Below are 23,658 nucleotides of genomic sequence, written 5' to 3'. Positions count from 1 at the left end.
GTTTAACTAGAAGCTGCCCTTGTTCTCCTCATACCACTGCTGGGCGATCTCCTGCGCCTTCGCGCCGCCGAGCCGATCCCATTCCTTGCGAATCTCGCCGAGCGCCCATTCTCCCGTATACTTGGCGCCCTGCGTCACCGCCGTCGCCCGCGTCTCCCGGATGAACTTGTCCAGCGTCGCGCGAATTTCGTTGATTTCGTCGAAGCTCGGCTGATACGGAATGTCCCGGCGGAATTCGTTTTTGAGCGTCAGGTTCAGCGACTCCACCTTGAGCGCGGCGATGCGCTGGGACAGCTCGTCGTCCGCGGCCATGGCCATCAAATCCTCCGCCTTGACGACCTGATCGCGCAGGACGGCGTACTCGCCGGCATACAGCACCTCTTTGTTGAATTTATCGTCGTCCAGCCGCTTCGGCACGCCGTCCGCCAGCTTGTAGTGCACGCCCTCTTCCCCGTAGGTAAGCGGGTACCAGCCTTTGTCGATGAGCCAGTCCAAATATTCGATCGCCGCCTTCGGATTTTTCATTTCTTTGTTAAACGCGACGAGAATATTCGGCGAGGACTCCTGATAAGCCCCGTATTTTCCGTACTTGGAGGCGACCATCTCCAGCGGCTCCGGCTTGGCGTTCGGCACGTTGGCCAGCATGTCCTGGATCATAATATCGGTGGTGCCGTTGCCCCATTGCCCGAGATAAATGCCGGCTTTGCCGGTCGTCCACAGCTGGGCCGCCCGCTGATTGTTGCTGTCCGTGAGGTACTCCCGATCCACGAGCCCCAGCTCGTAGACCTGCTTTTCGAGATCGATGACGTCGGCGAACCGGTCCAGCGTCGCGCCGTACTGCATCTTGCCGTCCTCCAGGTACCAGAGGAAATTCATCGCGCCGAACATTGCCGAATAGATGTCGCCGGTCGTATGGCCGACGATCGGCGTGCTGTCCGGATAGCGCTCCTTAAACGCCTTGGCGACCTCGACCAGCTCCTCGACCGTTGTCGGACGCTGCAAATTCAGCTCGTCGAGCCAGTCCTGCCGAATCCACATGCCGTGGTTGGCGATGGCGGTAATCGGACGCTTCGTGGTTACGGCGTAAATCTCCCCGTTAAAGGTCATGTGCGGAAGCAGCTCGGGGTTTTCCGCCAAATATTTTTTATAGGACGTGCTGTATTTCTCGATATAATCGCCGATCGGCTGAATGACGCCCTGCGTCACCAGCTTGCCGATATAGGCGCGGTCGAACTCCCACACCAGATCCGGCGCCTGGCCGGACGCGAACAGGACGTTCAGCGAATCCTGGGACTGATTGCGCGGCACCGGAACGATCGTCACGTCGATGCCGGACTGCTCGCGAATCCACTTCACCCAGCGATTGTCCTCGTACGTGCCTTCGTCGCTGGACACCTGGCCGCGATCGAACATCGAAATGCTGATCTTTCGGGGCAAGCTCGCGTACGGATCGTCGGATGCCGACTGCGACGCGCCGGCCGACGGACTGCCGCTCCCCTGCTCCGGCTTGGCGCTTGCGCCGCCCTCGTTGTTCCCGCTTGAGCAAGCGGACGCCAGCAGCGCCGCGAGCATAACCATGATCAGCGCCAAACTCCCCTTAAACTTGCTGCCGTTTCTCTTTTGTTGCATGTTCGCCCTCCTAGTTTTTTTATTATATCAAAATGCGTTCGGGAGTTTGTTCACAAAGCCGCTCGGAATTCGGCGCCGAAAACCGGACTTGATGAACACGCTTCCAAGAGACGCATTCGATATCCCCGTTTGCCCGATTACCCTTTGACGGAGCCGAGCAGCACGCCCTTGATGAAGTGCTTCTGCAGGAACGGATAGACGCACAGAATCGGCAGAATGGCGAAGACGACCGCGGCCGCCCGAATGCTTTCCGGCGTGATGACCGCCTGCGTGACGCCTTCGCCGCGCAGCAGCTCCGAGCTGACCAGATCGATCATCTGGTACAGCTTCACCATCAGCGACATTTTGTCCGTGCTGCGAATGTAGATGAGCACGTTCATATAGGAATTCCACCAGCCGACCGCGTAAAAGAGCGTCAGCGCGGCGATGACCGGCTTGGATAAAGGCAGGATGATGCGCGTCAATATCGTGAACTCGCCGGCGCCGTCGATGGAGGCGGACTCTTCCAGCTCCTCCGGCAGCCCTTCGAGGAACGCCTTCATTACGAACATGTTGTAGGCGCTGATCAGGGCGGGCAGCCACAGCGCCCAATACGTATTGACGAGGCCAAGGCTGTTCACGAGCAGGAAGTTCGGAATCAGCCCGCCGCTGAACAGCATCGTGAACAGAATCGCCATCAGCATGAGATTACGGCCCTTGAGCCGGGCCTTGGACAGCGGATACGCCGCCAAAATCGTAAACAGCATGTTAAGCGCCGTGCCGACGACGGTAATAAGCACCGTGTTCTGCATCGCGACGACCAGTTGGCCGTCCCGAATCAGATTGTTGTACGCGTCGACGTTGAATTCGATCGGCCACATGAACACTTCCCCGGCGTTGATCGCCCGGCTGCTGCTCAGCGACGTGGCGATCACGTTCACGAAAGGGAACAGCGTGGCGTAGGCGCACAGCGCCAGAAATACGTTGTTCAGCCACCTGCCGGGCGAGCTCCGGCGGCTCCGCTTCGCGGCTGCGGACGGACCGCCCCTGTCTTTTGCCATCGTTACCATAGGCCTCGCTCTCCCATCGCTTTAATGATGCGGTTGACGGACACGATCAGAACGAGCGCGATCAGCGACTGGAACAGGCCGAGCGCCGTCGTGTAGCTGTACTGCAGGCTGACCAGTCCCCGCGTGTAGACGAACGTGCTGATAACCTCCGCCACGCTCGTTACGGCGTCGTTGCGCAGCGTGAACACCTGCTCGAAGCCGACGTCCATCATTTTGCCAACCTGAAGAATGAGCAGAATCGCGACCGTGCTGCGGATGCCTGGCAGCGTCACGTGCCAGATTTGCCTCAGCTTGCTCGCCCCGTCGATCTTGGCCGCCTCGTACAGCGTCGGGTCGATCGAAGCCATCGCCGCCAAATACAGAATCGTGCCGAAGCCCGCCTCCTTCCAGATGCCCGAGACGATAAAGCTGACCGGCCACCAGAACTTGTCGGCCATAAAGTAGATCGGCTCCATGCCGAACGCCTTGAGCAGTGAATTGACAATGCCGGTGGAGGGCGACAGCATCGCGATCACGATGCTGCCCAGCACGACCCACGAGATGAAATGGGGAATGTAGAGCAGATTTTGCAAGGTGCGCTTGTACCATTCCGCCCGCACCTCGTTCAGCAGAATGGCCAGGACGATCGGTACGGGAAAAGCGAAGACGAGATGGTACAAATTCAGCAGCAGCGTGTTCCTCAGCACGATGTAGAAGTCGCGGCTGGCGAACAGCTTCTCGAACTGCTCGAAGCCGACCCAGCTGCTGCCCCATATGCCGTCGGACAGGCGGTAGTTTTTGAAGGCGATAATTTCTCCCGCCATCGGCGCGTATTTAAATACGATTAAATAAATCGCGACCGGGACGAGCATCGCGTAGAGAAAGCGGTTGCGGGATAAATGCTTTCGGAACCCGGGCGCGCTCCCCGCGAGCTTGCCGCCGGGCCGCTTCGCCGTCGGGATCGTGTTCGTCGTCATGAGCTTTCTCCTTTCTCTCCGGTAGGCCGGGATGTTGGTCTTGGTTATGGTCTGAGCCTATCACGGGGCGCTCCCTCCGCGAAACGGACACTTTTTGCGAGGCTACGCTTTCCTTCCGCGAAGGGCTCTTCTTTTTTTGTGACAACACTCTTTTTCGCGGATTTAAACGTCAAAAACGCCGTTCCCCTGCGGTTTGCAAGAGAACGACGCTTATTGCGGGTCCAGCTAAAAAACGCCGGAATCGTGAACGAAACGCCGGATATTCATCCGGAGCGAGCATTGGGCCGCCCGCTTATTCCCACTCGACGTTGCGGTCGATCCAGGAGGCCGCCCGTCCCAGAATGCTCGCCTTCAGCATAACCAGTTCGTCGTAGTCGTAGAAAAAGCGCACCTTCCTGTCCGCCTCCGTCTTCCCTTCGGGGCGCACCGTCATGACGAAATACGACCAGGACTCGGCAAAATCCTCGTACAGATTGGACATCGCGTAATCGGTTACGTAATCGTCCGGGTCCTCGCTCGCCCCGCCCTTCCAGAACTCGCGATAGAAGCGGTAAATGTACGAATCGTCGTACGGACAGCCCTCGTCCAGCATGTACGTGTCGCAGTCGCTTTCGTCCTCGTAGGGATCGACCTCGTCCGCATTCAGGCTCAGCAGATGCCCGAACTCATGAATGTCCGTCATGACGCGCTCCGTCTCGTACGTCGACTGCAGCAGATTGGCGGCATACGTCCATTCCTCGTAATCGTCTTCGTTCTGGACGACATAGGCGAGCAGATCGGCATGATCGTAAAGCTCGAACCCGGTAATCATCTCCCTGTACTCCTCGGGGATAATCCAGGCGAAGCGCTCCCACAGCCAGGCGTAATAGGCCTCGTCCTCGTTGGACGGGTCCAAATCCAGCTCGCTGCCGTCCACCTCGTAGAAGGCCAGCACATCGGCCTCCTTCTCGCTCTCCTGCTCGTCCACGTCCCATTCTTCCGAGTAGGTCAAGTCTCCGAGCCAGCTCTCCATCTCCCCGATCATCCGCGCGCTCCATTCCTCGCACGACCGGGCACTGTCGCAATCGATGGTGTAGCTGCAAGCCCCGTTCCCCGCCTCTTCCTCGTACGCCTCGCAGACCGCCTTCGTCCCGCTCCGGCCTGCCCCTGCCGCATCCGGGTCCGCCGCTCTCGTCTCGACCGTCTCCGCCGCAGCGTGAGTCGAATCGCTTGAAATCTCGAACTCCGTATTCATCTCGATGCTGCAGCCTGCCAGCGCCGCGGCAACCAGCACGAACAGCAGGCAGACCAGCCAGCCCCGCCCGTTCGAGCTTTTCCGTTCTCCAGGCTTATGTCTCATCCCTCTTGACCCCATCCCGTCCGAAAAATGTCGCCCTATGGCGATGGCGCGCCCCTCGCGAAGGCGGCGATTGTTCCCGTGCAGTCGCAGATAACCGCCAACGTTCGTCCCCAGCCTCAGCGAAGAATGCCTTTCGCTTTCGCTTCCTGCAGCCAGGACGGGAACTCGTTCAGTAGCTTGTCGTACAGCTCTTCGTCCGTGATCGTAGAAATGTCGGCAATATGGAAGAAGTTCGCATTATCGACAACCCTCCCCGGCAGCGTATCCAGTTGGCTTAACACCTCGAAATCGGAGTCGCCGATGCCGACAAACTGCCAGAAGATCGGATGAACGGCCGCATTCGTCAGCGTTTTTTTCGTTGGCCTCACCACACCGCCGTCGTTGATGAAAATAATGAATACGGGCGTGGAATCGGGCTCCTCCTCCGTATATTTGCGGACGACGTCCTCCATCACCAACGGTTCGTTGTTTCTTCCGAACTTGTGAATCGCCGGGTCGCCAAGGATGCGGGATGGCACGTAACCGGCGAAATCGCGCTCCGTAACGGACGGCAGTCTGCTGAATTCATGGTCGTACACCCAGACGTCGAGCGCGCCGTTGTCGTCAAACCTGCACGCCACCGCCAGCATTCGCTCCACGACCTCCTGTACGGTGCCGTTGTTGTACAATTTTCTCATCGATCCCGTAATGTCCAGCACCAGGCCGACTCTGGCGACAACTCCCGACAGTTTCTTCTTTTCCAGCATGAGCCCGACCGTTTTTTTGCGCAGATCAATCGTCGATAGCATGAGAGGCTCGGCCGCGGCCGCAGCCTCGGGAACTGCGGTCTCCTCCTCGCGCACCTCGAGTCCGAAGCTCTCGCACAGCGCGCGCAGACCGCCGAAGAAGCCGCTTCCGACCGCGCGGAACTTCCACTCCCCTTGATGTCTGTACAGCTCGCCCGCCACGACCGCAGTCTCCCGGTCCAAATCCGCGCCGAAGTCGAAGCGGCCTATTTCCTCTCCGGCGGCGGCATCAACAAGTCGAATGTACAAGCCGGACACGCCGCTCATCGTATGCCCCTGCCGTTCGCTTTCATAGATCGTTACCGTCATCGCGATTGTGTCGGCCTCCTCGGGCAGGTTGGGCAGCGAAATCCGCAGCGTCTCCCGGCCCTCTCCGCCCGAGACGGAATGCGTCATCGCCCCGCCAAGCGCATGCGGATTGCCGTAAAAGACGAAATGCTCGTCCAGCTCGCACCGGCCCCGCTCCGACAGCACAAACCCGGCCGCATCGATGCCGATGTCGGGAGGATCGCACTGCCAGCCGAAAATAACGTCCAGCTCGCGAACATTCCGCCCCTTCGTCACATCGCTCTTCTGCCCTTTGATCATTTTTTCCGCCTCCCCTATAAGCCCGTTTCAACATAATTCGACGCAGCCCGGTGAAAATCCCTTGCAGCCTCCCGGACAATTTGTCGTTATATTCCTAATCAAACAGCCCCGAACAATCCCGCGTAATGCAGGATCATCGGGGCGCTCTTCGCCGCTTGAATTCAAATATAGGATCGAACCCGGCTTCGGTTGGCCGACAAACCCTTTTTTGTATGATTTTTCATATAAAAATCCGGTTTCGAGCCGCCGATTGCGGTACTTTGTGCGATAAATCATATAAAAATCATCCATTATCGCTCAACCTCGGCCGATTTGTATGATTTATCATACAAAATTCAAAATCCGGCGCTGCAGAGTCCATTCCCGGCAGGGCAGCCGCAGCCGCCTTGCGGCGGTTCGGCGGCCTGCTCTCGCTCCGTGCGGACGATGAATTGGTGCGATCATGCGGGCGATCCATGCGGGCGTTCAGTACGTGCGATCAATGCGGGCGATGGATTGGTGCTATCTTACAGACGATCCATGCGGGCGTTCAGTACGTGCGATCAATGCGTGCGATGGATTGGTGCGATCATGCGGACGATTCATGCGGGCGTTCAGTACGTGCGATCCATGGAGTCGATCAATGCGTGAGATCGGTTCCGCCCGGTTTGCTGGCGATAATTCGGAAGCGAACGCCCGTAAGGTGGCCGTACTTGAGATGCTGCAGCGTCCGCTTGTAGCCGGACATGTAGTTGCGCCGTATCTCCTCGACATGATAGCCGATGCCGCGAAGCGTCGCTTCGTCGGCTTCCGGCCGCAGCACCCGAACGAACGGCAGCTCCTTCAGCGACGGCTCCGTCTCGTCCGACCGCCGTCTGGCGCGCCGCTCCGTCAGCAGAATCAGCGTCCAGGCCAGCGCGTACCACAGCCGGTACTTCCAGCCGCTCGGCAGCTCGAACAAATAATTGCCGTCGAACACGACCAGCCGTCCGCCCGGCTTCAGCACGCGAAACCATTCGCGATAAGCGCCGACCGGGTCGGGCAGCGTCCAGACGACGTCCCGGCAGACGACCGCGTCGTACGTATCGTCTTCCTCCCGCGGCAAATTCGCCGCGTCGCCTTCATAGACGCGGACGTCCGCCCCGGCTTCCTTGAAATTGCGCGCCGCCGTCTCCACCATGCCGGGAGAGGCGTCGACCGCGGTCGGACGGTGCCCCATCCGCGCAAGCAGCAGCGAGAAGAAGCCGGGGCCGGTTCCCACGTCCAGCACCTTCTGCCCGGGACGGGCGCCCAGCCCTTCCCGCAGCAGCGCCTCCCACATCCGGACCGTCCGCCGGCTGCGAATTTGAGACCGCACCACTTTGTCGTAAGCGGCGGCCCCGGACGTCCAGTAACGGGAAATTTCCTTTAATTGCATCTGTTTACCCCTCCGATTGTCCACGAACGCCGGAGCGGTTCGTCAGTTGGCGACATCCAGCTCATTCCAGGCGATCGGCTCATACGTCGTATAGCCGAGCTTAAAGTTTTGCACGCGCTTGTTGACGACGAAAATATCGTCCGGATAATAGATCGGCGCATAGATCGCCTCTTCTCTCGCCCTGGCGAACCAGGCGTCGTACAGCTCCTGCCTCCGCTCGAGATCGGTGGACGCCACCGCCTCCTCGATCAGCTCCTCGAGCCGCGGGTCCGACCAGGCCACCGCCGGCGCATCGCCGGTGCGATGGAACAGCGACAGCAGGAAGGCGTGCGGGTTGTAAGCGTCCGAATAGGTCCGGTAGAAAATGAGATCGTATTTGCGGGTCGTCCACAGCGCGTCGTAATACGCGTTCGATTCCAGCACCTGCAATTGCACGCGGATGCCCGCCTGCTGCAGCTGGGACTGGACGTACTCGGCAATCGGCTTCCACTCGGGAAATTCCGTCTGCTGCAGCACCAGGTTCAATTCCAGCGCGCGGCCGTCCTTCTCGACGATGCCGTCCCCGTCGGAATCGGCATATCCGGCTTGCTGCAGCAAGTTTTTGGCCTCCTCCGCGTCGTAGCCGTACCAGGCGTTGTTGCTTTCCGTCACATAAGGCACCGTCAGCGGGAACAAGCCCTGCGCTTCCCGGCCCGCGCCGGAGAGCAGCTTGTCGACAATATTTTTCTTGTCCAGGGCCAGGTTGATCGCCTTGCGAACGCTCGCGTCCTGGAGCTGCGGCAGGTCGTAGTTGAAAATGAGAAAATGCGAGCCGGTGCCCGTTCCCTGCTGCACCGTCAACTGCTTGTCGCCCCGCAGCTGCTCCAAATTGTCGAACGGAATTTTGCCCGAGGAGCCGCCGGAAATGTCGACCGCTCCGCTCTGCAGCGCCAGCACCCGCGATTGTGCGTCCGGGATCACCTTGAGCACAATTTTCGCCAGCTTCGGCGCCTGGCCCCAGTAGCTCGGGTTGCGCACAAGCACCGCTTCCTGGTCCTGCTTGTAGCTGTCCACCATCCACGCGCCCGTGCCGATCGGCTTCACGAACCGGCCTTCCGGATCGCCGGCCGGCTCGACCGCGGAAGGGCTGATGATGCGAACCGGACGCGCGAAGGTCAGCTCCGTGAGCAGCGGGTAGAAAGCGCCCGCGAAGGTGAAGCGGACGGTCGTCTCGTCGACGGTCTCGATCTTCTGCAAGCTTTTGGCGACGTTAAGCGAAGCGTTCGCCGGGTCCGTGTACCAGCGCTCGAACGAGAACTTCACGGCGTCCGCGGTGAAGGGCGTTCCGTCGGAGAAAACAACCCCCTTCCGCAGATGAAACGTGTAGACCTTGCCGTCTTCCGAAATGTCCCACGACTCGGCGAGGGACGGCACGATGGCCCCCTTTTCCCCGTACTCCACCAGGCTGTCGTACACCATCGGATGCGCTTCGATCGAGCCTTGGTAGGAGCCGGCGTCGAGCCGGTCCAGCGCCGGGTCCGACGCGACCGCGATCACAATCCGTTTATCGGAAGCTCCGCCCTCGGCGGCACGCTCCTCCTTGCTCTGCCCGCAGCCGGCCAGCAGCGTCACGACCAGCGCCGCGCTTGCGGCCGCCTGCCAACGAAACTTTGTTAATCCGCTTCTTTTTCTCATATGTCAGCTCTCCATCTCCTGTTGTCTTTGTTTTCTATGCTTCGGAGACAGCGCGGGAACGGCGTCCAACAGCTGTCTCGTATACGGATGGCGGCCCAGCTCGGGGATGCGCCCGGCCGGCACCGTCTCCAGCACCCGTCCGCGGCGCATGACCGCCGCTTCGTCGCACAGCTCGGGAACGAGCGACAAATCGTGAGTAATGAACAAGTACGTCAGCCTCAGCCGCTCCTTTAACCCGAGAAGCAGCTGCAGCATCGTCCGGCGCAGCGTGAAATCCAGGCTTGAGAACGGCTCGTCGCAGATCAGCAGCTCCGGCTTCGGCGCCAGCGCGCGCGCAATGCCGACCCGCTGCTGCTGGCCGCCGCTCAACTCGTGCGGATACCGCCGCAGATAACGCTCGTCCAGCTCGACCAGACGCAGCAATTCCAGCGCCTCCCGCCGGCGCTCCTCCGGCGACAGCCTGCGGCCGTTCTCCAGCGGCTCGGTCACAATCCGCTCCACCGTCAACAGCGGATCGAACGAGGCGAAGCTGTTCTGGAACACCATCTGCATCCGGGCTCTGAGCGGGCGCATGCGCCGATGGCTCCATCCGGTGATGTCCGTGCCGCGGTAAATAATTCGCCCCGACGTCGGGCTTTCCAGTCCCAGCAGCAGGCGCGAGAGCGTGCTTTTGCCGCAGCCGCTCTCGCCGACAAGTCCCAGCGACATGCCCGGGACAAGCCGCAGGGAGACGCGGTCGACCGCCGTCACCTGCTCGGCTGCGGCCATCCATCCTCTCTCCTGCCGGTAAATCTTTGTCAGCTGTTGCGTTTCGAGCAGCAAGCGCTCACCCCCTCCGCCCCGAAGCCGCCGCCGCGGGCGAATCGGCCCGCAGGCTGCGGCTGTCCAGCAGCTTCCTCGTATACTCGTGCGCCGGCCGCTCGAACAGCGCGTAGACGTCGGCCGCTTCCACGATGCGGCCCTCCTTCATGACGTAGACGAAATCGGCGATTTCGGCCACGACGCCCAGATCGTGCGTAATCAGCAGGATGCCGAGCCCCCGCTCCCGCCGCAGCCGGTACAGCTCGTCCAGCAGCTGCGCCTGCAGCGTGACGTCCAGCGCCGTCGTCGGCTCGTCCGCGATCAGCAGCCGCGCCCCCGAGACGAGCGCCAGCGCGATCATCACCCGCTGGCACATCCCGCCGCTGATCTGGAACGGATAGCGGCGCAGCAGCCGCTCCGGGTCCGGCATGCCCACGCGCGCCAGCTGGCCGACCGCGATCTCCCGCGCCTCGCGCCGCGAGACGCGGCGATGGCGGCGAATCGCTTCGACCATCTGCCGGCCAATCGTCAGCACCGGGTTCAGGCTGTTCGCCGGGTCCTGGAAGATCATCGCCATATCCCGGCCCCTGCGCGCGCGCAGCTCCCGCGGCTTCAGCCGCAGCAAATCCGTCTCCCCCAGCCAGATCTCCCCCGCGGCCGCGCGGCCGGGGGAATCGAGCAGCCCGAAGACGGACAGCGCCGTCGCCGATTTGCCGCTCCCGCTCTCGCCGATCAGGGCGACGATCGTGCCGGGAGGCACGTCCAGGCTCGCTTCCCGGACCGCCTCCACCGCCCCGCCCGGCGTCGCGAATTGCACGCTCAGCCCGCGAATGCGCAGCAGCTTGCCGTTGTTCATCCGTTTTCCCTCCTTCTCCGCAAGGCGGCTAATCCTTCCTCAGTCCTTCCCCCAGCAGGTTAAAGCCCGCCGCCACCGCCATAATCGCCAGCCCGGGAAACAGCATCAGCCGGGGCTCCGTCTGCATATACGCGCGGCTGTCGCTGAGCATCGCCCCCCACTCGGGCGTCGGCGGCTGCGCGCCGAGCCCGAGGAAGGAAAGCCCCGAGATCGAAAGAATCATCGATCCGACCTCGAGCGAAGCGAGCACGAGCAGCGGCCGGGCCGCGTTGCGGATCAGATGCCGCAGGATCAGCTGCAGGTGCGACGCGCCGGAAGCGCGGGCCGCCAGCATAAAGTCCTTCTCCTTGATCTGCAGGACGATGCCGCGAATGATGCGGGCGTGGCCTGCCCAGCCTACGAGCACGAAAGCCAGCAGCAGATTCCGCAAGCCGGGGCCGAGCAGCCCGACGATCGCCAGCGCCAGCACGAGGCCGGGAAACGCCAGCAGCAGATCGACGAGGCGCATGACGGCCTGGTCGGTTCGGCCGCCGACGTAACCGGCGAGCGTGCCGAACGGCACGCTGATCAGCAGCACCGCTCCCAGCGCCAGCAGCGAGTAGAGCAGCGACGTCCGCGTGCCGGCAATCAGCCGCGACAGCACGCAGCGGCCGAGATGGTCGGTGCCGAGCGGGTATTGCGCGGAGGGCGGGCTGAGCCGAATGTCCAGGTTGATCAGCAGCGGGTCCGACGGCATCAGGTACGGGGCGAAGAGCGCGGTCAGCAGCGCCAGGACGACTAGACCGCCTCCGATCCAGACGGCGGCGCTTCGACGGGAAGACGCGGTTTGGACGTTCATGCGCGCTCCCCCTTACGCCGGCCTGCCGAGACGAATTCTCGGGTCCAGCAATCTGTAGCCGATATCCGTCAGCAGGTTGACGGTCACGACGCTTACGGCCATAAACAGCACATAGCCTTGAATAACGATGAAATCTTTGGAGAAAATCGCGTCGACGGCGTACTTGCCCAGACCCGGCCAGGCGAAGATCGTCTCCACCACGACGGCCCCGCCGAGCAGCTGGCCGAAGTGGATGCCCAGCAGCGTCGCGGTCGGCAGCAGCGCATTGCGCAGCGCGTGCGAGCCGACGACGACCGTCTCGCGCAAGCCGCGCGCTCTGGCGGAGCGCACGTAGCTTTGGCGGAGAACATCGAGCATGCCCGCGCGGATAAGCCGGATATAAGCGCCCGCCAGCCCGAAGGCCAGCGTCAAAGCCGGCAGCGGCACGCTGGAGATGCCGTCCAGCCCGGTGACCGGGAACCATTTCAGCTTAACCGCTCCGTAGTACAGCAGCAGCAGGCCGAGCCAGTAACCGGGCATGGAGACGCTGAGCAGCGCCGCCGTCCGGCCGATGCGATCGATCCAGCCTCCCGGATGCAAGGCCGAGACGACGCCGATCGGCAGCGCGGCCAGCAGCAGCAGAGCGATGGCGCTGGCGGTCAGCAGCAGCGTGGCCGGCAGCCGGCTGAGCAGCTCCTCCGTCACCGGACGGCCGCTGCCGAAGGACAAGCCCAGATCTCCGTGAAGTGCCCGCCACAGCCAATGGCCGTACTGCGCGTACAACGGCTTGTCGAGCCCCATCTCGACCCGCGCCGCGGCGACCGCTTCGGGCGAAGGCTGAACGCCGTCGGAGCGAAGCTGGATTTCGGCCGGATCGCCCGGCGTCAGGCTCATCAGTCCGAACGCGATCAACGAGATGCCCAGCAGCAGCCCCGCGGTCTGCAGCAGCCGCTGCAAAATGAATTTGCCCATGGTGCCGATCCAACTTTCATTAATTGTAATTATTACTATTACGACTGACGTTATTATGCCTCATGCTCCGTCCGATTGTCAATCGCTTAATCGCATCTTAATCGTCTTGGCGGCCGGTCCGTGCGTACGTCCGGAACGCCGATCGGCCGATTTTCCGGCGTCCTCCAGCCGGCAGCGCATCTCCTTAAGCGGTGGAATACCCGCCTTGACAGACAGAAAAGCCCCTTGACTTGGAGCATACTCCAGGCTGTATCGTGAACACTGTAAACAAACTCCGCTCCGAAGGAGGGAAGCCATGAAGCCGAATGCCATCGCGAAAACCGGAGGCGGTACGGACTCCGATCCGCCGACGTCCGCTTATGCCATATCCGAAGCGGCCGAGCTGACGGGACTTACGCCCGACACGCTGCGCTATTACGAGAAAATCGGGCTGGTCGTTCCGCCCGCGCGGGATGCCAACGGACAACGCCTGTACAGCGAAGCGGACATCGGGAAGATCCGTTTCCTGACGCTGCTTAAGCGGACCGGAATGCCGTTGAGAAATATTCGAGATTACGTGGGGCACTATGAGAGGCAGGACGAGGACGGCTGCTACGCGCTGCTCGACGAGCATCGCAAAGCCATTGAGGAGCAGTTGGCCGAATTGACCGAAACTTACCGGGTGATTCAGTACAAGCTTGCGCATTTTCAAGAAATAAAAGATGGGAAATAAAGGAGAATCCTCATGAGCGAACACACTTATACGCAACGTACGCCGCAGCGGCCGATCCCTTCCGGTTACGGACCGCGGACGACGGCGCAGGACATCGTTGCCGGAATCGACCTGCGCGGCAAAATCGCCATCGTCACCGGCGGCTATTCCGGCCTTGGGCTGGAAGTTTCCCGCATACTGGCCCAGGCGGGCGCGCACATCGTGCTTCCCGCCCGCTCGCCGGGCAAAGCCGCGGCGGCGGCCGCCGCCGTACCTGGTGCGGAATTGGCGGAGATGGACCTGGCAGATCCCGCTTCGATCGACCGGTTCGCCGCCGGCTTCGAAGCGACCGGCAGGCCGCTTCATTTGCTGATCCAGTGCGCCGGCATTATGGCCCTGCCCGAGCTGCGGCGCGACGAGAGAGGTTACGAGCTGCAGCTGGCGACCAATCATCTCGGGCACTTCCAGCTTGCGGCCCGGCTGTGGCCGGCGCTGCGGCGGGCCGGAAGCGCGCGGGTCGTATCCGTATCCTCGGGAGCGCATCGCTTCTCGGCCATTCGGTTCGAGGACCCGAACTACCTGCATCGGCCCTACGCCAAATGGGAAGCGTACGGACAGTCGAAAACCGCGAACGCGCTGTTCGCCCTTGCGCTCGACCGGAAGGGAGCGCCCTATGGCGTCAGAGCGTTCTCCGCCCATCCCGGCTCGGTCGTGACCGACCTCTCCCGCCATCTGTCCGACGACGAGATGAAAGCGATGGGCGCGCTTGACGACCAGGGACGCCGCACGTATTCGGAAACGACGGAGGAGCGCAAAACCGTGCCGGAAGGCGCGGCTACCATCGTCTGGTGTGCCGTCGGCAGGCAGCTCGACGGCCAAGGCGGCGTCTACTGCCGCAATGCGGATATCGCCGAACCCGTGCCGTCGGAGCAGCTTGCGGCGCCGGGAGCTAACGGGGTATGGCCGTGGGCGATGGACGAGGATGCCGCCGAACGGCTCTGGACGCTAAGCGAGCGGCTAACGGAAGTCCCCTTCGCGATTTGACGGCCGGACATTTCGGCCGCGTCCGCTTGATCCTCCGAGGGAAAATCCCCCCAGGACGGGCTATTCCAGCCGCCCGGATTCCAATCGGCGGAATCGAACGGCAACCTGCGGGACTTGCTCTTGTTTTCGTGCCCGTTTCCCGCATCCCGGAGCTTATCCGCCGGCCAATTGCGCCGCCGTCCGCTTTCTGCCGATGGCCAGTTGAATGACAATCATCAGCGCGACCAGCGCGATCAGTCCGGCGATCGCCGGGCTGTAGCTGCCGGCGGCGTCATGGACGATGCCGACGAACAGCGGGCCGAGCGATGCGATCATGTAGCCCCCGGATTGCGTCATCGCCGACAGGGCGCTCGCCTCCTCCGCGCTCTCCGCCTCGTCGATCGGCAGCATCAGCGCAATCGGGAACAATCCGCCCGCGCCGATGCCGAGCAGGCTCGCAATCAGCCAGGGCGACGCCTGAAGCTGCAGCAGCAGAAAACCGGCCAGCTCCAGGACGGAGCAGCCGACCAGCCACGCCGTCTTCCGCCCGTAGCGGCCGATCAATAGCGGAATGAGCAGGCTCACCGGAATCTGAATCAGCGTGAACAGCGTCAGCACGGCCGCCGCCGTCTGCTGGCTGTAGCCCATCTCCTCGACGATCGGGGCCAGCCAGGCGGTCATGGAATAGAACATGATCGCCATCAGGGCGAAGAAACCGGTCAGCAGCCAGGCGCGCTTGCTGCGAAGCAGCGATCTCCCGCTCCGGCTCCCGCCGACGGGAGCCGGACTTTGCGCCGCGCCGTCCGACCGGGTCGGCTTCCACCAGAAGAACAGCGCGAGGAAAGCCAATACGGACCAGATCGCGGTCGACGCCTGCCAGGATTGGAAAGCCTCCTGCAGAGGGACGGCCAGCCACGCGCCGAGCGCGGCGCCGATGACCAGCGACATCGAATAGACGCCGACGATCGCCGAAGGGTTGGCGAATCGCCGTTTGATAAACCCGGACAGCAGCGGACCGGCCACGGCGATGCCTATCCCGGCCCCGAGCGCCGTCACCAGCAGCAGCGCTTCCGAGTTCGCCGCGTATCTCGCCGCCGTCGCGACTCCGATGAGCAGCAAGCTGAGCGCGATGGCCCGCTCGAAGCCCCAGCGCGCGCCGAGCTTGATGGCCAGCGGAGCGAAGAAGCCCATGCAGAGCACGGGAAGCGAGGTCAGCAGACTCGCCGCCGATCCGCTCATTCCGAGCGACTCCCGGATCGTCCCCAGCAGGGGCGATACCGAGGAGATGGCCGGACGCAAATTCAGAGAAGCCAGAAAAAGAGCGACAAGCAAAAAAACGAAACGCTTCATATTTCATCTCCATCCTTGTAGTTGCCGAAAACTATGCTTGATTTGTAACAGTATATAGCGGGGCGTTTGATCAATCAATACGATATCCGCTCCGAGCACAATCTCAACCAATGAATGAAAACGATTACATTCCAGATTATCGCACTTTATCAGACTTAAGAAGCAGGAATTCCGCAAAATTAGTAGAACTAATCTCCTAATACAGAAGCGGTTTTCGTCATAATAAATGAATTTTCGACATCGGTCTTCGACTTCCGGCCTTGCCGCAAAGGAGCGAAACGTATGACCAGAATCAAAATGAGAAACCGCATCGCTGTTTTTATGCTGTGCATCAGTATGCTTGCTTCGAGCCTCGGCCCGGTCCTCGCATCGGGATCCGTGCCGGAGGACGGCAGCCACTGGGCGGACAAACAACTCGGCGCCTGGTCGAAAAAGGGATATTTGCCGGAAGACTGGGGCGCGAACGTTCGGCCGAACGAAGCCGTCACGAGAATCGAATTCATCTCGCTGATCAACCGCTCCTTCGAGCTCGGGGAGAAGGCGGACGTCGCCGCCGTCGACATCCCTCCGAACACGCCGGCGCACGAGCATGTCGCGCTCGCTGTCGGAGCCGGCTATTTGACCGGCTTCGCGGACGGTTCCATGCGTCCTTCGGCCGAATTGAGCCGTCAGGAAGCGGCGGTCATGATGGCCCGCCTGTTAAAGCTTAACGATCCCTCCTCGGCGGCCGCCCTCGAAGCGTACGCGGATTCGGCGAACGTTCCGCAATGGAGCAAAGCCGCCGTCGGAGCCGTCGTTGCCAAGGGCATCCTGGTCGGCTTCGACGACCGCTCGATTCGGTCGAGCCGCGAGGTGACACGGGCCGAGGCCGTCGTCATGCTGGAGCGCGCGCTGCGCAGCCGGTATGCCGCCGTCTACGACCAGCCCGGTCTGTACGGTCCCGCCAACGGCACGCAAACGGTGAAAGGCGACGTATGGATCGAGGCCGAAGGCGTAACCCTGCGGAACACGGTCATCGAGGGCAATTTGCTGCTGGGCGAAGGCATCGGCGAAGGCGACGCGACCCTGGACAATGTTGAAGTCAAAGGGGATACGACGGTCAGCGGCGGCGGAGACAACTCGATCCACTTCAAAGATGTGATCATGGTGCAGATTGTGGTCAACAAAAAAACCGGCGAGGTGCGAATCGTCGCACAAGGCCGAACGCAGGCAAAGCAAGTCAGCGTACAATCCTCGGCCCGAATCGACAATTCGCAGGCGAATAGCGGAGGCTTCTCGAATGTAAGCTTGACGGACAAGCTGCCGGCGTTATCGCGGGTTTCCTTGCTCGGAAATTTCGATCGCGTCGACATCAACGCCAAATCCGTCTCGGTGGACGTTCCCGGCGGCAGCATTCGCAATCTGTCCGTGTCGGATCAGGCCGGCAATACGTCGCTGAATTTGGGCAGGGACGCGAAGGTGGCGGAGCTTATTCTGAAATCCGCCGTCAAAGTGCTGGGAAGCGGCCAAATCGAGAAAGCCGTTCTCGACGAAGGCGCGAAAGAAACGACGTTCGAGATCAAGCCTGCCGCTACGGAAGGAGTCGGCGCCCCTGCTCCTGCTGCGCCGGCTCCGGCATCGAATTCGAATTCGACGCCAAACCCGAGGCCGACGCCGGACCCTGTTCAGGACCCGGACACTGATCCGGATACGGACCCGGACGATCCGAATACCGATCCCGATGATGCGAATACCGATCCCGACGATCCGAATACCGATCCCGACGATCCGAATACCGATCCCGACGATCCGGATACGGACCCGAACCCGCCGTCGGTCACGGAGCTTGTATACGAAGCGAATGTCGCGTTGGGGCTCGCGGAGTCCGTGCAGTTGGTCTTGAAAGCCAGGACGAACGGCGCGGAGGCAGTCGACGTAACCGACGCGGCTGAGAGCTGGTCCAGTTCGGACGAAACTGTCGCCACCGTCTCCGATACCGGCCAAGTGACCGCTATCGCCTACGGCAGCGCGACCGTTACGGCCACTTATGAGGGGCTGACGGCAGCCTACAACGTCGCCGTCGGCAAGCCCAATGCCGTTACGAACGTGTGGAGCGCCCCCGACGCGACGGGAATCGGGAATAATATGCTGAATCCGGATGAAGGCGTATACGTCATACGCGACGACTTCGATTATCTCGTCGTCAGCTTCGAACAACCCGTTGTCGCCGGTGGCAGCGTGACGGTTGCCGGCGTTCCGGGCGCGGAATTCGCCACGATTATTTATTCGCAGCATGTCGTCATCCGGCACGATGAAATTCCGCCCGGAAGCTACAGCTTGAACATAACCGGTCTGTATCTCACTGGGACGCCGTCCCTTCCGCTGGCCCCGGTTACGGTGAAGCTGAGGAAATAGCGGGCCCGAAGCCGAAAGTGGACTTCATGGCCGCGCTTCGGCTTCGAGGTTTCCCCGGAAAGTCGTCGGCATAAGCTTGCGAAGCTTACCGTCAGCTTTCCGGGAGACATTGCAGCGGCGGAGATCCTCCTTACCTCTTATCCCTAAACGTTGTCCCCTTCGGCGTCGGATACCCCTCGCGCACCGTACATCCGCAGCAAGGCCGCCAACTGCTCGTTCATATGCTCGGGGCTGAAGGCGTACCCGTTCTCATGCCACCAGATCAGCAGCCCCATCATCGCGTTGGCCTGATAGGCGAACAGCAGCGAAGCGTTCCGGTCGTCCGGCACGTCGGACCCGGAGCTGCTGCGCATCAGGCTTTTGATTTTCTCCAGCAGAGAATAATAGTAAGAGAGCGGAGATTTGTCGCCGAATACGATTTCGTAGAAGGTCTGGTACTTCTTCACATGATGAAAAATGCGAATCGTCGAGGGATCGAGAAGGCTGGGCACGAGATTCGGCACGCGGCGGTAAGGCTCGTAATACGACTCCTCCAGGTCCTGGAGCAGTTGACGCAGATGCTCGTCGAACAGTTCTTCGACGCTCTTGTAGTGCAGGTAAAAAGCGCCTCTGCTGATCGCGCCCCGGCGGCAGAGCGCCGATACGGATACCGTTTCGAGCGGCTTTGTCTTCAGCAGCTCCAGCAGCGCTTGATGGAGCGCTTTTTTGGTTTGGATCACTCGCAGATCGTTCGGATTCATCTCTTCCATTCCCCGTTTGACGTCTCGACTCCCCATCCACTTAGTGAACAGTTCAATCGATTTTGTCTAATATCTTAATTTGACATGTATTATATAACGGAACGGGGAAAATGTAAAAAGGCCGCGGGAAGGTTGTGCCTTCCCGCAGCCATAGCTGTCGGCCGTTTTAGAAGCCCGCCGTCCAGCCGCCGTCGGCGGCGATGACCGCGCCGTTCACGAAGCTGGATTCGTCGGACGCCAGGAACAGCGCCACCTGCGCGATTTCCTCGGGTTGTCCGGCGCGCGGGATAACGCCCTGCGTCACCTTCGTCCGCGACGCTCCGAACTCGTTGATGTTGGTCATCGTCGAGGCGATATTGGTAATCGTCGCGCCCGGGGCGATCGCGTTGCAGCGGATGCCCTTCTGGGCGTACATGAAGCCGGTATTTTTCGTAATGCCGATAACGGCGTGCTTGGAGGCGGTATACGCCGCGCCCGCATGCGCCCCGCTGAAGCCGCCGGTGGACGCCGTATTGATGATAACGCCGCTTCCTTTCTCCAGGAAGATCGGCAGCGCCTTGCGGATCGCGCGCATAACGCCCTTCGTATTCACGTCGAAAATCAGGTCCCATCTCTCGTCTTCCACGTCTCCCACAGCCGCCATATTGTCCATGATGCCGGCGTTGTTGACCAGAATGTCGAGGGTGCCGTATTCGCTGACGGCTTTGTCGATCATCGCGTTGACGTCGTTTAAGTCGCCGACGTTCGTCTTGATCGCGACGGCTTCTCCGCCGCTCGATCGAATGCCGGAAGCGACCGCTTCCGCTCCTTCGATGTTCAGATCCGATACGACGACCTTGGCGCCTTCCTTCGCGTACAACTCCGCAATCGCTTTGCCCATGCCCGAGGCGGCGCCGGTGACGACCGCTGTTTTGCCTTCCAACCGCATCGCGAATCCCTCCCTAATTTTAATGAACAACTGTCCATTAAAATTATAAGGAATGGATCCGCCGATGTCAAACCAGCCGCTCCGGCCGATATCCCATCTTCGCTGCAGCCGTTGGCGGATACCCGCTCGGCAGGTCAAGCTCCCCCGGCTCTAGCCGTACATCGACAGGTCCTGCAAACGAATCAGAACTTTGCCGAAGCGGCCGCCCTGTCTGACGGTTACCGTTCCGGACGGGTAGGTCCGCTCCAAATAATCCGCAATCGTGCGGCGGCTCGCTTCGTCGGCAGGCAAGCCGCGGCTGCTCAGCAGGCCCATCGCTTCCTGAAGCGCCGCTTCCCGGGACATCTCGGCCGTTTTCCTTTCCTGCGTGACGATCGATTGGTAGGAATAGCCCTTGAGATACAGCAGATGCAGCAAATACCCCATAGCCGTAGGCCCCGGCCTGAACGGCTGGCCGACAATCAGCGGCCAGATCTCGCTGGCCAGACTGTGCTCCGCCGGACCGGCGGGCAGGCTGATATAACAGAACCGGCCCGCGCAGCCCAGAAGCTTCTCCACGCTCTCCCAATCGCGAACGACCGGACACATCGAGACAAACACCAGGTCGAACTTCCCGCTCCAGCCCCGGGCCTCCGCGTCGACGTTCTCGAACCGCTCCGCCACGATGCTCGCCCGATCCGGGCCGAACCCGGCCAGGTTGGCGCTCAGCAATTCGACCAGCGGGGGAGAAGACTCTACGGCCGTAACGAAAGCTCCCCGTTCCGCGAACGGCACCGAGAACACGCCCGAGGCGGCGCCGACGTCCAGCACGGAAGCGCCCTCGAGCTCGACGCCCTGGACCTCCAGCCAGTTTATAATTCGCGCGGTCCGCCTCCTTCCTTCTTCGTTAAAGGATTGCTCGTTAAAGACCTTCGCCTTGGCATCGAAGGATCGGGACAGGTCGACACCGGCGCCGGCCAGCTTGTTCGCGACGGAATCTCCGTAATCCTTCCAAGCTTGCTCCCACGCCGTCTCGTCGTAAAAATCGTTCATTCGCTTCGCCCCCATGCTTCCGCGTTCAGCTCGTTATTGATCATCGCCGCGGCGAGCGCGCCCATCGAAGCGGCGGCGATCGCCTGATGCATGCGCGAGGCCGCGTCTCCGGCGCTATAGACGCCCGGCACGCTCGTCTTCCCGAAAGCGTCGATCTCCGCCGTTCCGATGTCCGTCAGCGCGCATCCGAGCGCCTGCGGCAGATCCGATCCCAGCGCCAGCTCCGGTCTGAAAAAGAGGCCTCTGCACGGAACGGCCGTCCCGTCCGCGAGTACGACCTCGCGCACGATCCCGTCGTCGGATTCGATCCGTCGAATCGGCGAATCGAACAAGGGAACCCGGTGCCGCCGCAGCTCCTCGCGCTGCTCGTCGGTCAGCTCGTCGGGGCCGTTCGTGCAGATCGTAAACCGGTCCGTCCAGCCGGAAATCAGCGGGGCGAAATGCATCAGTTCGGCCCCCTTGTTAATGACAACCAGCGGCTGATCCCGCAATTCCCAGCCGTCGCAATAGGGACATACGAACGCGCTCTTCCCGTATACGTCCGCCAGTCCGGGAATGTCCAGCGGACGATCCTTCAAGCCGACGGCCAACAGCAGCTTTCTGCTCAGCAGGGTGACTCCCTGGGCCGTCGTAATTTGAAAGCGGCCGTCCGCGCCCTCGATCGACACGGCCGCATCCGCCAGGAAGGATACCGACGGGTAAGCGCCGATCTCTTCCCTGGCGAGCCGCCGAAACTCGCCGGGACTCACCCCGTCGCGGGTCAGAAACCCGTGAGTCTTGCGCGTCACCGCGTTGCGGGGACGGCCTTCGTCGATTACCGTTACGTTTTTCCGGGCTCTTCCCAGCACAAGCGCGGCGTTAAGGCCTGCCGGACCGCCGCCGATAATCGCCGCATCGAGCAGTTGTTTTTCCATTTCTCAATCAACCTCCATGGATCTCTGATATCCATAATTAAAGCACAAGAAGCTCATCGCTTCTTGGCTGCTTGAAACCCGCCGCGCTGCAGCGCCTCGTCCAGCACCGACTGAATCGTGTGCTCCCGCAAATAGCGGTGAAGCTCCTGCTCCGCGCCGACCATCACCTTCTCGACCAGACATTCGCTGCCTCGCGAAATCGCGAGCTCCCGCCCGTCCTCTTCTTCCGCCAGCAGCCGGTGCTGCCGCGAACGCGAGTTCGAGCATTCGAACATCTGCTGCCTGCCTTCGATCACCTGGACCACGTCGAGGAAGGAGATGTTCTCCGCCGGCCGCGCCAGCTCGTAGCCGCCGTTCGCTCCCGGCACCGCGCGCACGAGTCCGTCCTGCCGCAGCTTGGACATGATTTTCGACAGATAGCTCTCCGATACTTCCAGCATCGCGGACAGTTCCTTGATGCCGACGTTGTTCCGCAGCTCCGGACGAGCCAGATGAAGCAGCGCGTGCAGGGCGTAATCCGTGCTTTTGGAATACTGCATGCTTTCCTCCCCTCCACAAAACAATTATGGACCTACGATATCCATGATAGACGATTTGCGCTCAAATGGCAAGCCGACTTCTAAAACAAATCGCGAGAATCCCCGCTGCGCGACTTTCCCGCCCCGCGCATAAAATATTCATGCTTGCCGAATCTGGACAGCGCCTCGCGGTCGGACCGCCATACCCACTCGTCGATCTCGGTCTGGCAGCGATGGGCGCGGAAGGCGGCGAGCTTCGCCTGAAGATGCCCGCTCACGTCGACCCGGACCACGTCCTCGCGGGAATAGCCGTAGCGCTCGGGCTGCGCCATCGTTTCCCCGAAGCTGATGAAATAAAGCGCGCCCCGAGCCGCGGCGCGGCGAAAAGCGGCCGTCGTCGCCTTCCCGATCGCGCAGTGGTCGGGATGCCCGCCCAGCTTCTCGTGGAAGGTCAGCACGGCGTCCGGCTCCAATTCCCGGATGAACTCCGCCACCCGCTCCGTCAGCGCGGCCTCGTCGATAAATTCGACCGTCTTGTCGCGAATGTCCAGAAAATGCAGCGAGCGCACGCCCAGATGCGCGCACGCTTCCCGCAGCTCCGCTTCGCGGGCGGCCGCCATCGATTCCCGGTTCAGATAAGGCGGATTGCCCATCCGGCGTCCCATCTCGCCGCGCGTGGCGCTGACCAGCGTAATCTCGACGCCTTCGGCGCCATATTTCGCCAGCGTCCCTCCGCATATGAAAGTCTCGTCGTCCGGGTGCGCGAACACCGCAAGCAGCTTGCGCTGCGTCTTCGGATTTTTCATTCCGGGAACGGCTCCTTTCCGAGGTGAAGCGCGACATTCATCCGCCCTCTGTCGTCGTATCCGGCCAGCAGCAGCCGGCCTTGCTCCTCCGTCTCGTAATGAGTGAGCGCTTCCATCCGCAGCCAGCCGTGTCCGTCGAAGCGGAGCGCGGCCCGATACGGCCCTTCTCCGGCGACGAAAGCCTCGGTAATTCTGACCTTGAAATTCCGCGCGAAAACATACGACGTCGCTTCGCTATGGATGTAGGCATCGGCTCCAACGAACTTCCGCAGTCGATCCTCCGCATCGGACTTGATAATCGGGATCATGGCAGTCTCCTTTTCGGTTAACCCTTCGATAGATGGCGTCATCGACGCCTTAACGGCTTCTGTCCATTATACCTTAGCGTCCGCGAGATTTG

22 protein-coding genes are annotated in these 23,658 nt (G+C 61.4%); 3 read left to right on the top strand and 19 right to left on the bottom strand.

All coding sequences use genetic code 11. The features are described 5' to 3' along the window. Positions 1–6: 6 nt before the first annotated feature. The 11 genes from ACFFT4_RS12980 to nikB all read right to left on the bottom strand — a co-directional run bounded on the left by ACFFT4_RS12980 (position 7) and on the right by nikB (position 12,862). Positions 7–1,629, bottom strand: coding sequence for an extracellular solute-binding protein (locus ACFFT4_RS12980; RefSeq protein ID WP_378048223.1), 1,623 nt, complete (start codon positions 1,627–1,629; stop codon positions 7–9). Between the two features lie 137 nt (positions 1,630–1,766). Then, a complete protein-coding gene (locus ACFFT4_RS12975) occupies positions 1,767–2,678 on the bottom strand; it encodes a carbohydrate ABC transporter permease (protein WP_378048221.1) in 912 nt (303 codons plus the stop codon). After that, the gene (locus ACFFT4_RS12970) at positions 2,672–3,634 is read right to left on the bottom strand and encodes an ABC transporter permease (RefSeq protein ID WP_378048219.1); all 963 of its coding nucleotides are present in this window, start codon (positions 3,632–3,634) and stop codon (positions 2,672–2,674) included. Before ACFFT4_RS12970 ends, ACFFT4_RS12975 begins: the two co-directional genes overlap by 7 nt. Before the next feature lie 292 nt (positions 3,635–3,926). Next, positions 3,927–4,973, bottom strand: coding sequence for a hypothetical protein (locus ACFFT4_RS12965; protein ID WP_378048217.1), 1,047 nt, complete (start codon positions 4,971–4,973; stop codon positions 3,927–3,929). 116 nt (positions 4,974–5,089) lie between these two features. After that, entirely contained in the window at positions 5,090–6,346 is a 1,257-nt protein-coding gene (locus tag ACFFT4_RS12960; protein WP_378048215.1) for a VWA domain-containing protein, read from the bottom strand. A 619-nt stretch (positions 6,347–6,965) separates the two neighbouring features. After that, positions 6,966–7,742: a class I SAM-dependent methyltransferase gene (locus tag ACFFT4_RS12955; protein ID WP_378048214.1), complete on the bottom strand. Its 777-nt coding sequence runs from the start codon at positions 7,740–7,742 to the stop codon at positions 6,966–6,968. A gap of 42 nt (positions 7,743–7,784) precedes the next feature. Next, positions 7,785–9,416, bottom strand: coding sequence for a nickel ABC transporter substrate-binding protein (locus ACFFT4_RS12950; protein ID WP_378048212.1), 1,632 nt, complete (start codon positions 9,414–9,416; stop codon positions 7,785–7,787). Positions 9,417–9,419: 3 nt separating this feature from the next. Continuing rightward, entirely contained in the window at positions 9,420–10,238 is an 819-nt protein-coding gene (locus tag ACFFT4_RS12945; RefSeq protein WP_378048210.1) for an ATP-binding cassette domain-containing protein, read from the bottom strand. A gap of 4 nt (positions 10,239–10,242) precedes the next feature. Then, a complete protein-coding gene (locus ACFFT4_RS12940; protein WP_378048208.1) occupies positions 10,243–11,073 on the bottom strand; it encodes an ABC transporter ATP-binding protein in 831 nt (276 codons plus the stop codon). A 28-nt stretch (positions 11,074–11,101) separates the two neighbouring features. Next, positions 11,102–11,911, bottom strand: coding sequence for a nickel transporter permease (nikC, locus tag ACFFT4_RS12935; protein ID WP_378048207.1), 810 nt, complete (start codon positions 11,909–11,911; stop codon positions 11,102–11,104). 12 nt (positions 11,912–11,923) lie between these two features. Continuing rightward, positions 11,924–12,862 (bottom strand): nickel ABC transporter permease, encoded by a 939-nt coding sequence (nikB, locus tag ACFFT4_RS12930; RefSeq protein WP_378048205.1) that lies wholly within the window; start codon positions 12,860–12,862, stop codon positions 11,924–11,926. 295 nt (positions 12,863–13,157) lie between these two features. Between nikB and ACFFT4_RS12925 the strand changes: the two genes are divergently transcribed. Both ACFFT4_RS12925 and ACFFT4_RS12920 read left to right on the top strand, forming a co-directional pair. Continuing rightward, positions 13,158–13,574 carry a MerR family transcriptional regulator gene (locus ACFFT4_RS12925; RefSeq protein ID WP_378048204.1) on the top strand — a complete coding sequence of 139 codons (417 nt, stop codon included), beginning with the start codon at positions 13,158–13,160 and terminating at the stop codon, positions 13,572–13,574. 12 nt (positions 13,575–13,586) lie between these two features. Beyond that, positions 13,587–14,597 carry an SDR family NAD(P)-dependent oxidoreductase gene (locus ACFFT4_RS12920; protein WP_378048203.1) on the top strand — a complete coding sequence of 337 codons (1,011 nt, stop codon included), beginning with the start codon at positions 13,587–13,589 and terminating at the stop codon, positions 14,595–14,597. Between the two features lie 153 nt (positions 14,598–14,750). Here the strand turns inward: ACFFT4_RS12920 and ACFFT4_RS12915 are convergent, their stop codons facing one another. Then, positions 14,751–15,926, bottom strand: coding sequence for an MFS transporter (locus ACFFT4_RS12915; RefSeq protein WP_378048201.1), 1,176 nt, complete (start codon positions 15,924–15,926; stop codon positions 14,751–14,753). Between the two features lie 282 nt (positions 15,927–16,208). Here ACFFT4_RS12915 and ACFFT4_RS12910 point away from each other — a divergent pair, with 282 nt between their 5' ends. Beyond that, on the top strand, positions 16,209–18,320 hold the full coding sequence (locus tag ACFFT4_RS12910; RefSeq protein ID WP_378048199.1) for an S-layer homology domain-containing protein: 2,112 nt from the start codon (positions 16,209–16,211) through the stop codon (positions 18,318–18,320). Between the two features lie 143 nt (positions 18,321–18,463). On the opposite strand, the gene ACFFT4_RS12905 is transcribed toward ACFFT4_RS12910, so the two are convergent. The 7 genes from ACFFT4_RS12905 to ACFFT4_RS12875 all read right to left on the bottom strand — a co-directional run bounded on the left by ACFFT4_RS12905 (position 18,464) and on the right by ACFFT4_RS12875 (position 23,566). Next, entirely contained in the window at positions 18,464–19,060 is a 597-nt protein-coding gene (locus ACFFT4_RS12905) for a TetR/AcrR family transcriptional regulator (protein WP_378048198.1), read from the bottom strand. Positions 19,061–19,226: 166 nt separating this feature from the next. Beyond that, a complete protein-coding gene (locus tag ACFFT4_RS12900; RefSeq protein ID WP_378048196.1) occupies positions 19,227–19,988 on the bottom strand; it encodes an SDR family oxidoreductase in 762 nt (253 codons plus the stop codon). A gap of 150 nt (positions 19,989–20,138) precedes the next feature. Continuing rightward, the gene (locus ACFFT4_RS12895) at positions 20,139–21,020 is read right to left on the bottom strand and encodes a class I SAM-dependent methyltransferase (protein WP_378048194.1); all 882 of its coding nucleotides are present in this window, start codon (positions 21,018–21,020) and stop codon (positions 20,139–20,141) included. Then, positions 21,017–21,934, bottom strand: coding sequence for an NAD(P)/FAD-dependent oxidoreductase (locus ACFFT4_RS12890; protein ID WP_378048193.1), 918 nt, complete (start codon positions 21,932–21,934; stop codon positions 21,017–21,019). Before ACFFT4_RS12890 ends, ACFFT4_RS12895 begins: the two co-directional genes overlap by 4 nt. 53 nt (positions 21,935–21,987) lie before the next feature. After that, on the bottom strand, positions 21,988–22,473 hold the full coding sequence (locus ACFFT4_RS12885; protein WP_378048191.1) for an RrF2 family transcriptional regulator: 486 nt from the start codon (positions 22,471–22,473) through the stop codon (positions 21,988–21,990). Positions 22,474–22,553: 80 nt separating this feature from the next. Next, a complete protein-coding gene (locus ACFFT4_RS12880) occupies positions 22,554–23,258 on the bottom strand; it encodes a PIG-L family deacetylase (protein ID WP_378048190.1) in 705 nt (234 codons plus the stop codon). Then, the gene (locus ACFFT4_RS12875; RefSeq protein ID WP_378048189.1) at positions 23,255–23,566 is read right to left on the bottom strand and encodes a DUF1806 family protein; all 312 of its coding nucleotides are present in this window, start codon (positions 23,564–23,566) and stop codon (positions 23,255–23,257) included. Before ACFFT4_RS12875 ends, ACFFT4_RS12880 begins: the two co-directional genes overlap by 4 nt. Between the last annotated feature and the right edge of the window lie 92 nt (positions 23,567–23,658).

Origin of the sequence: Cohnella cellulosilytica (genome assembly GCF_042431195.1) — a bacterium.
Classification (GTDB): Bacteria; Bacillota; Bacilli; order Paenibacillales; family Paenibacillaceae; genus Cohnella; species Cohnella cellulosilytica.
The sequence above is the reverse complement of the archived record's forward strand: the minus strand, read 5'-3'. Positions and strand labels throughout refer to the sequence as shown.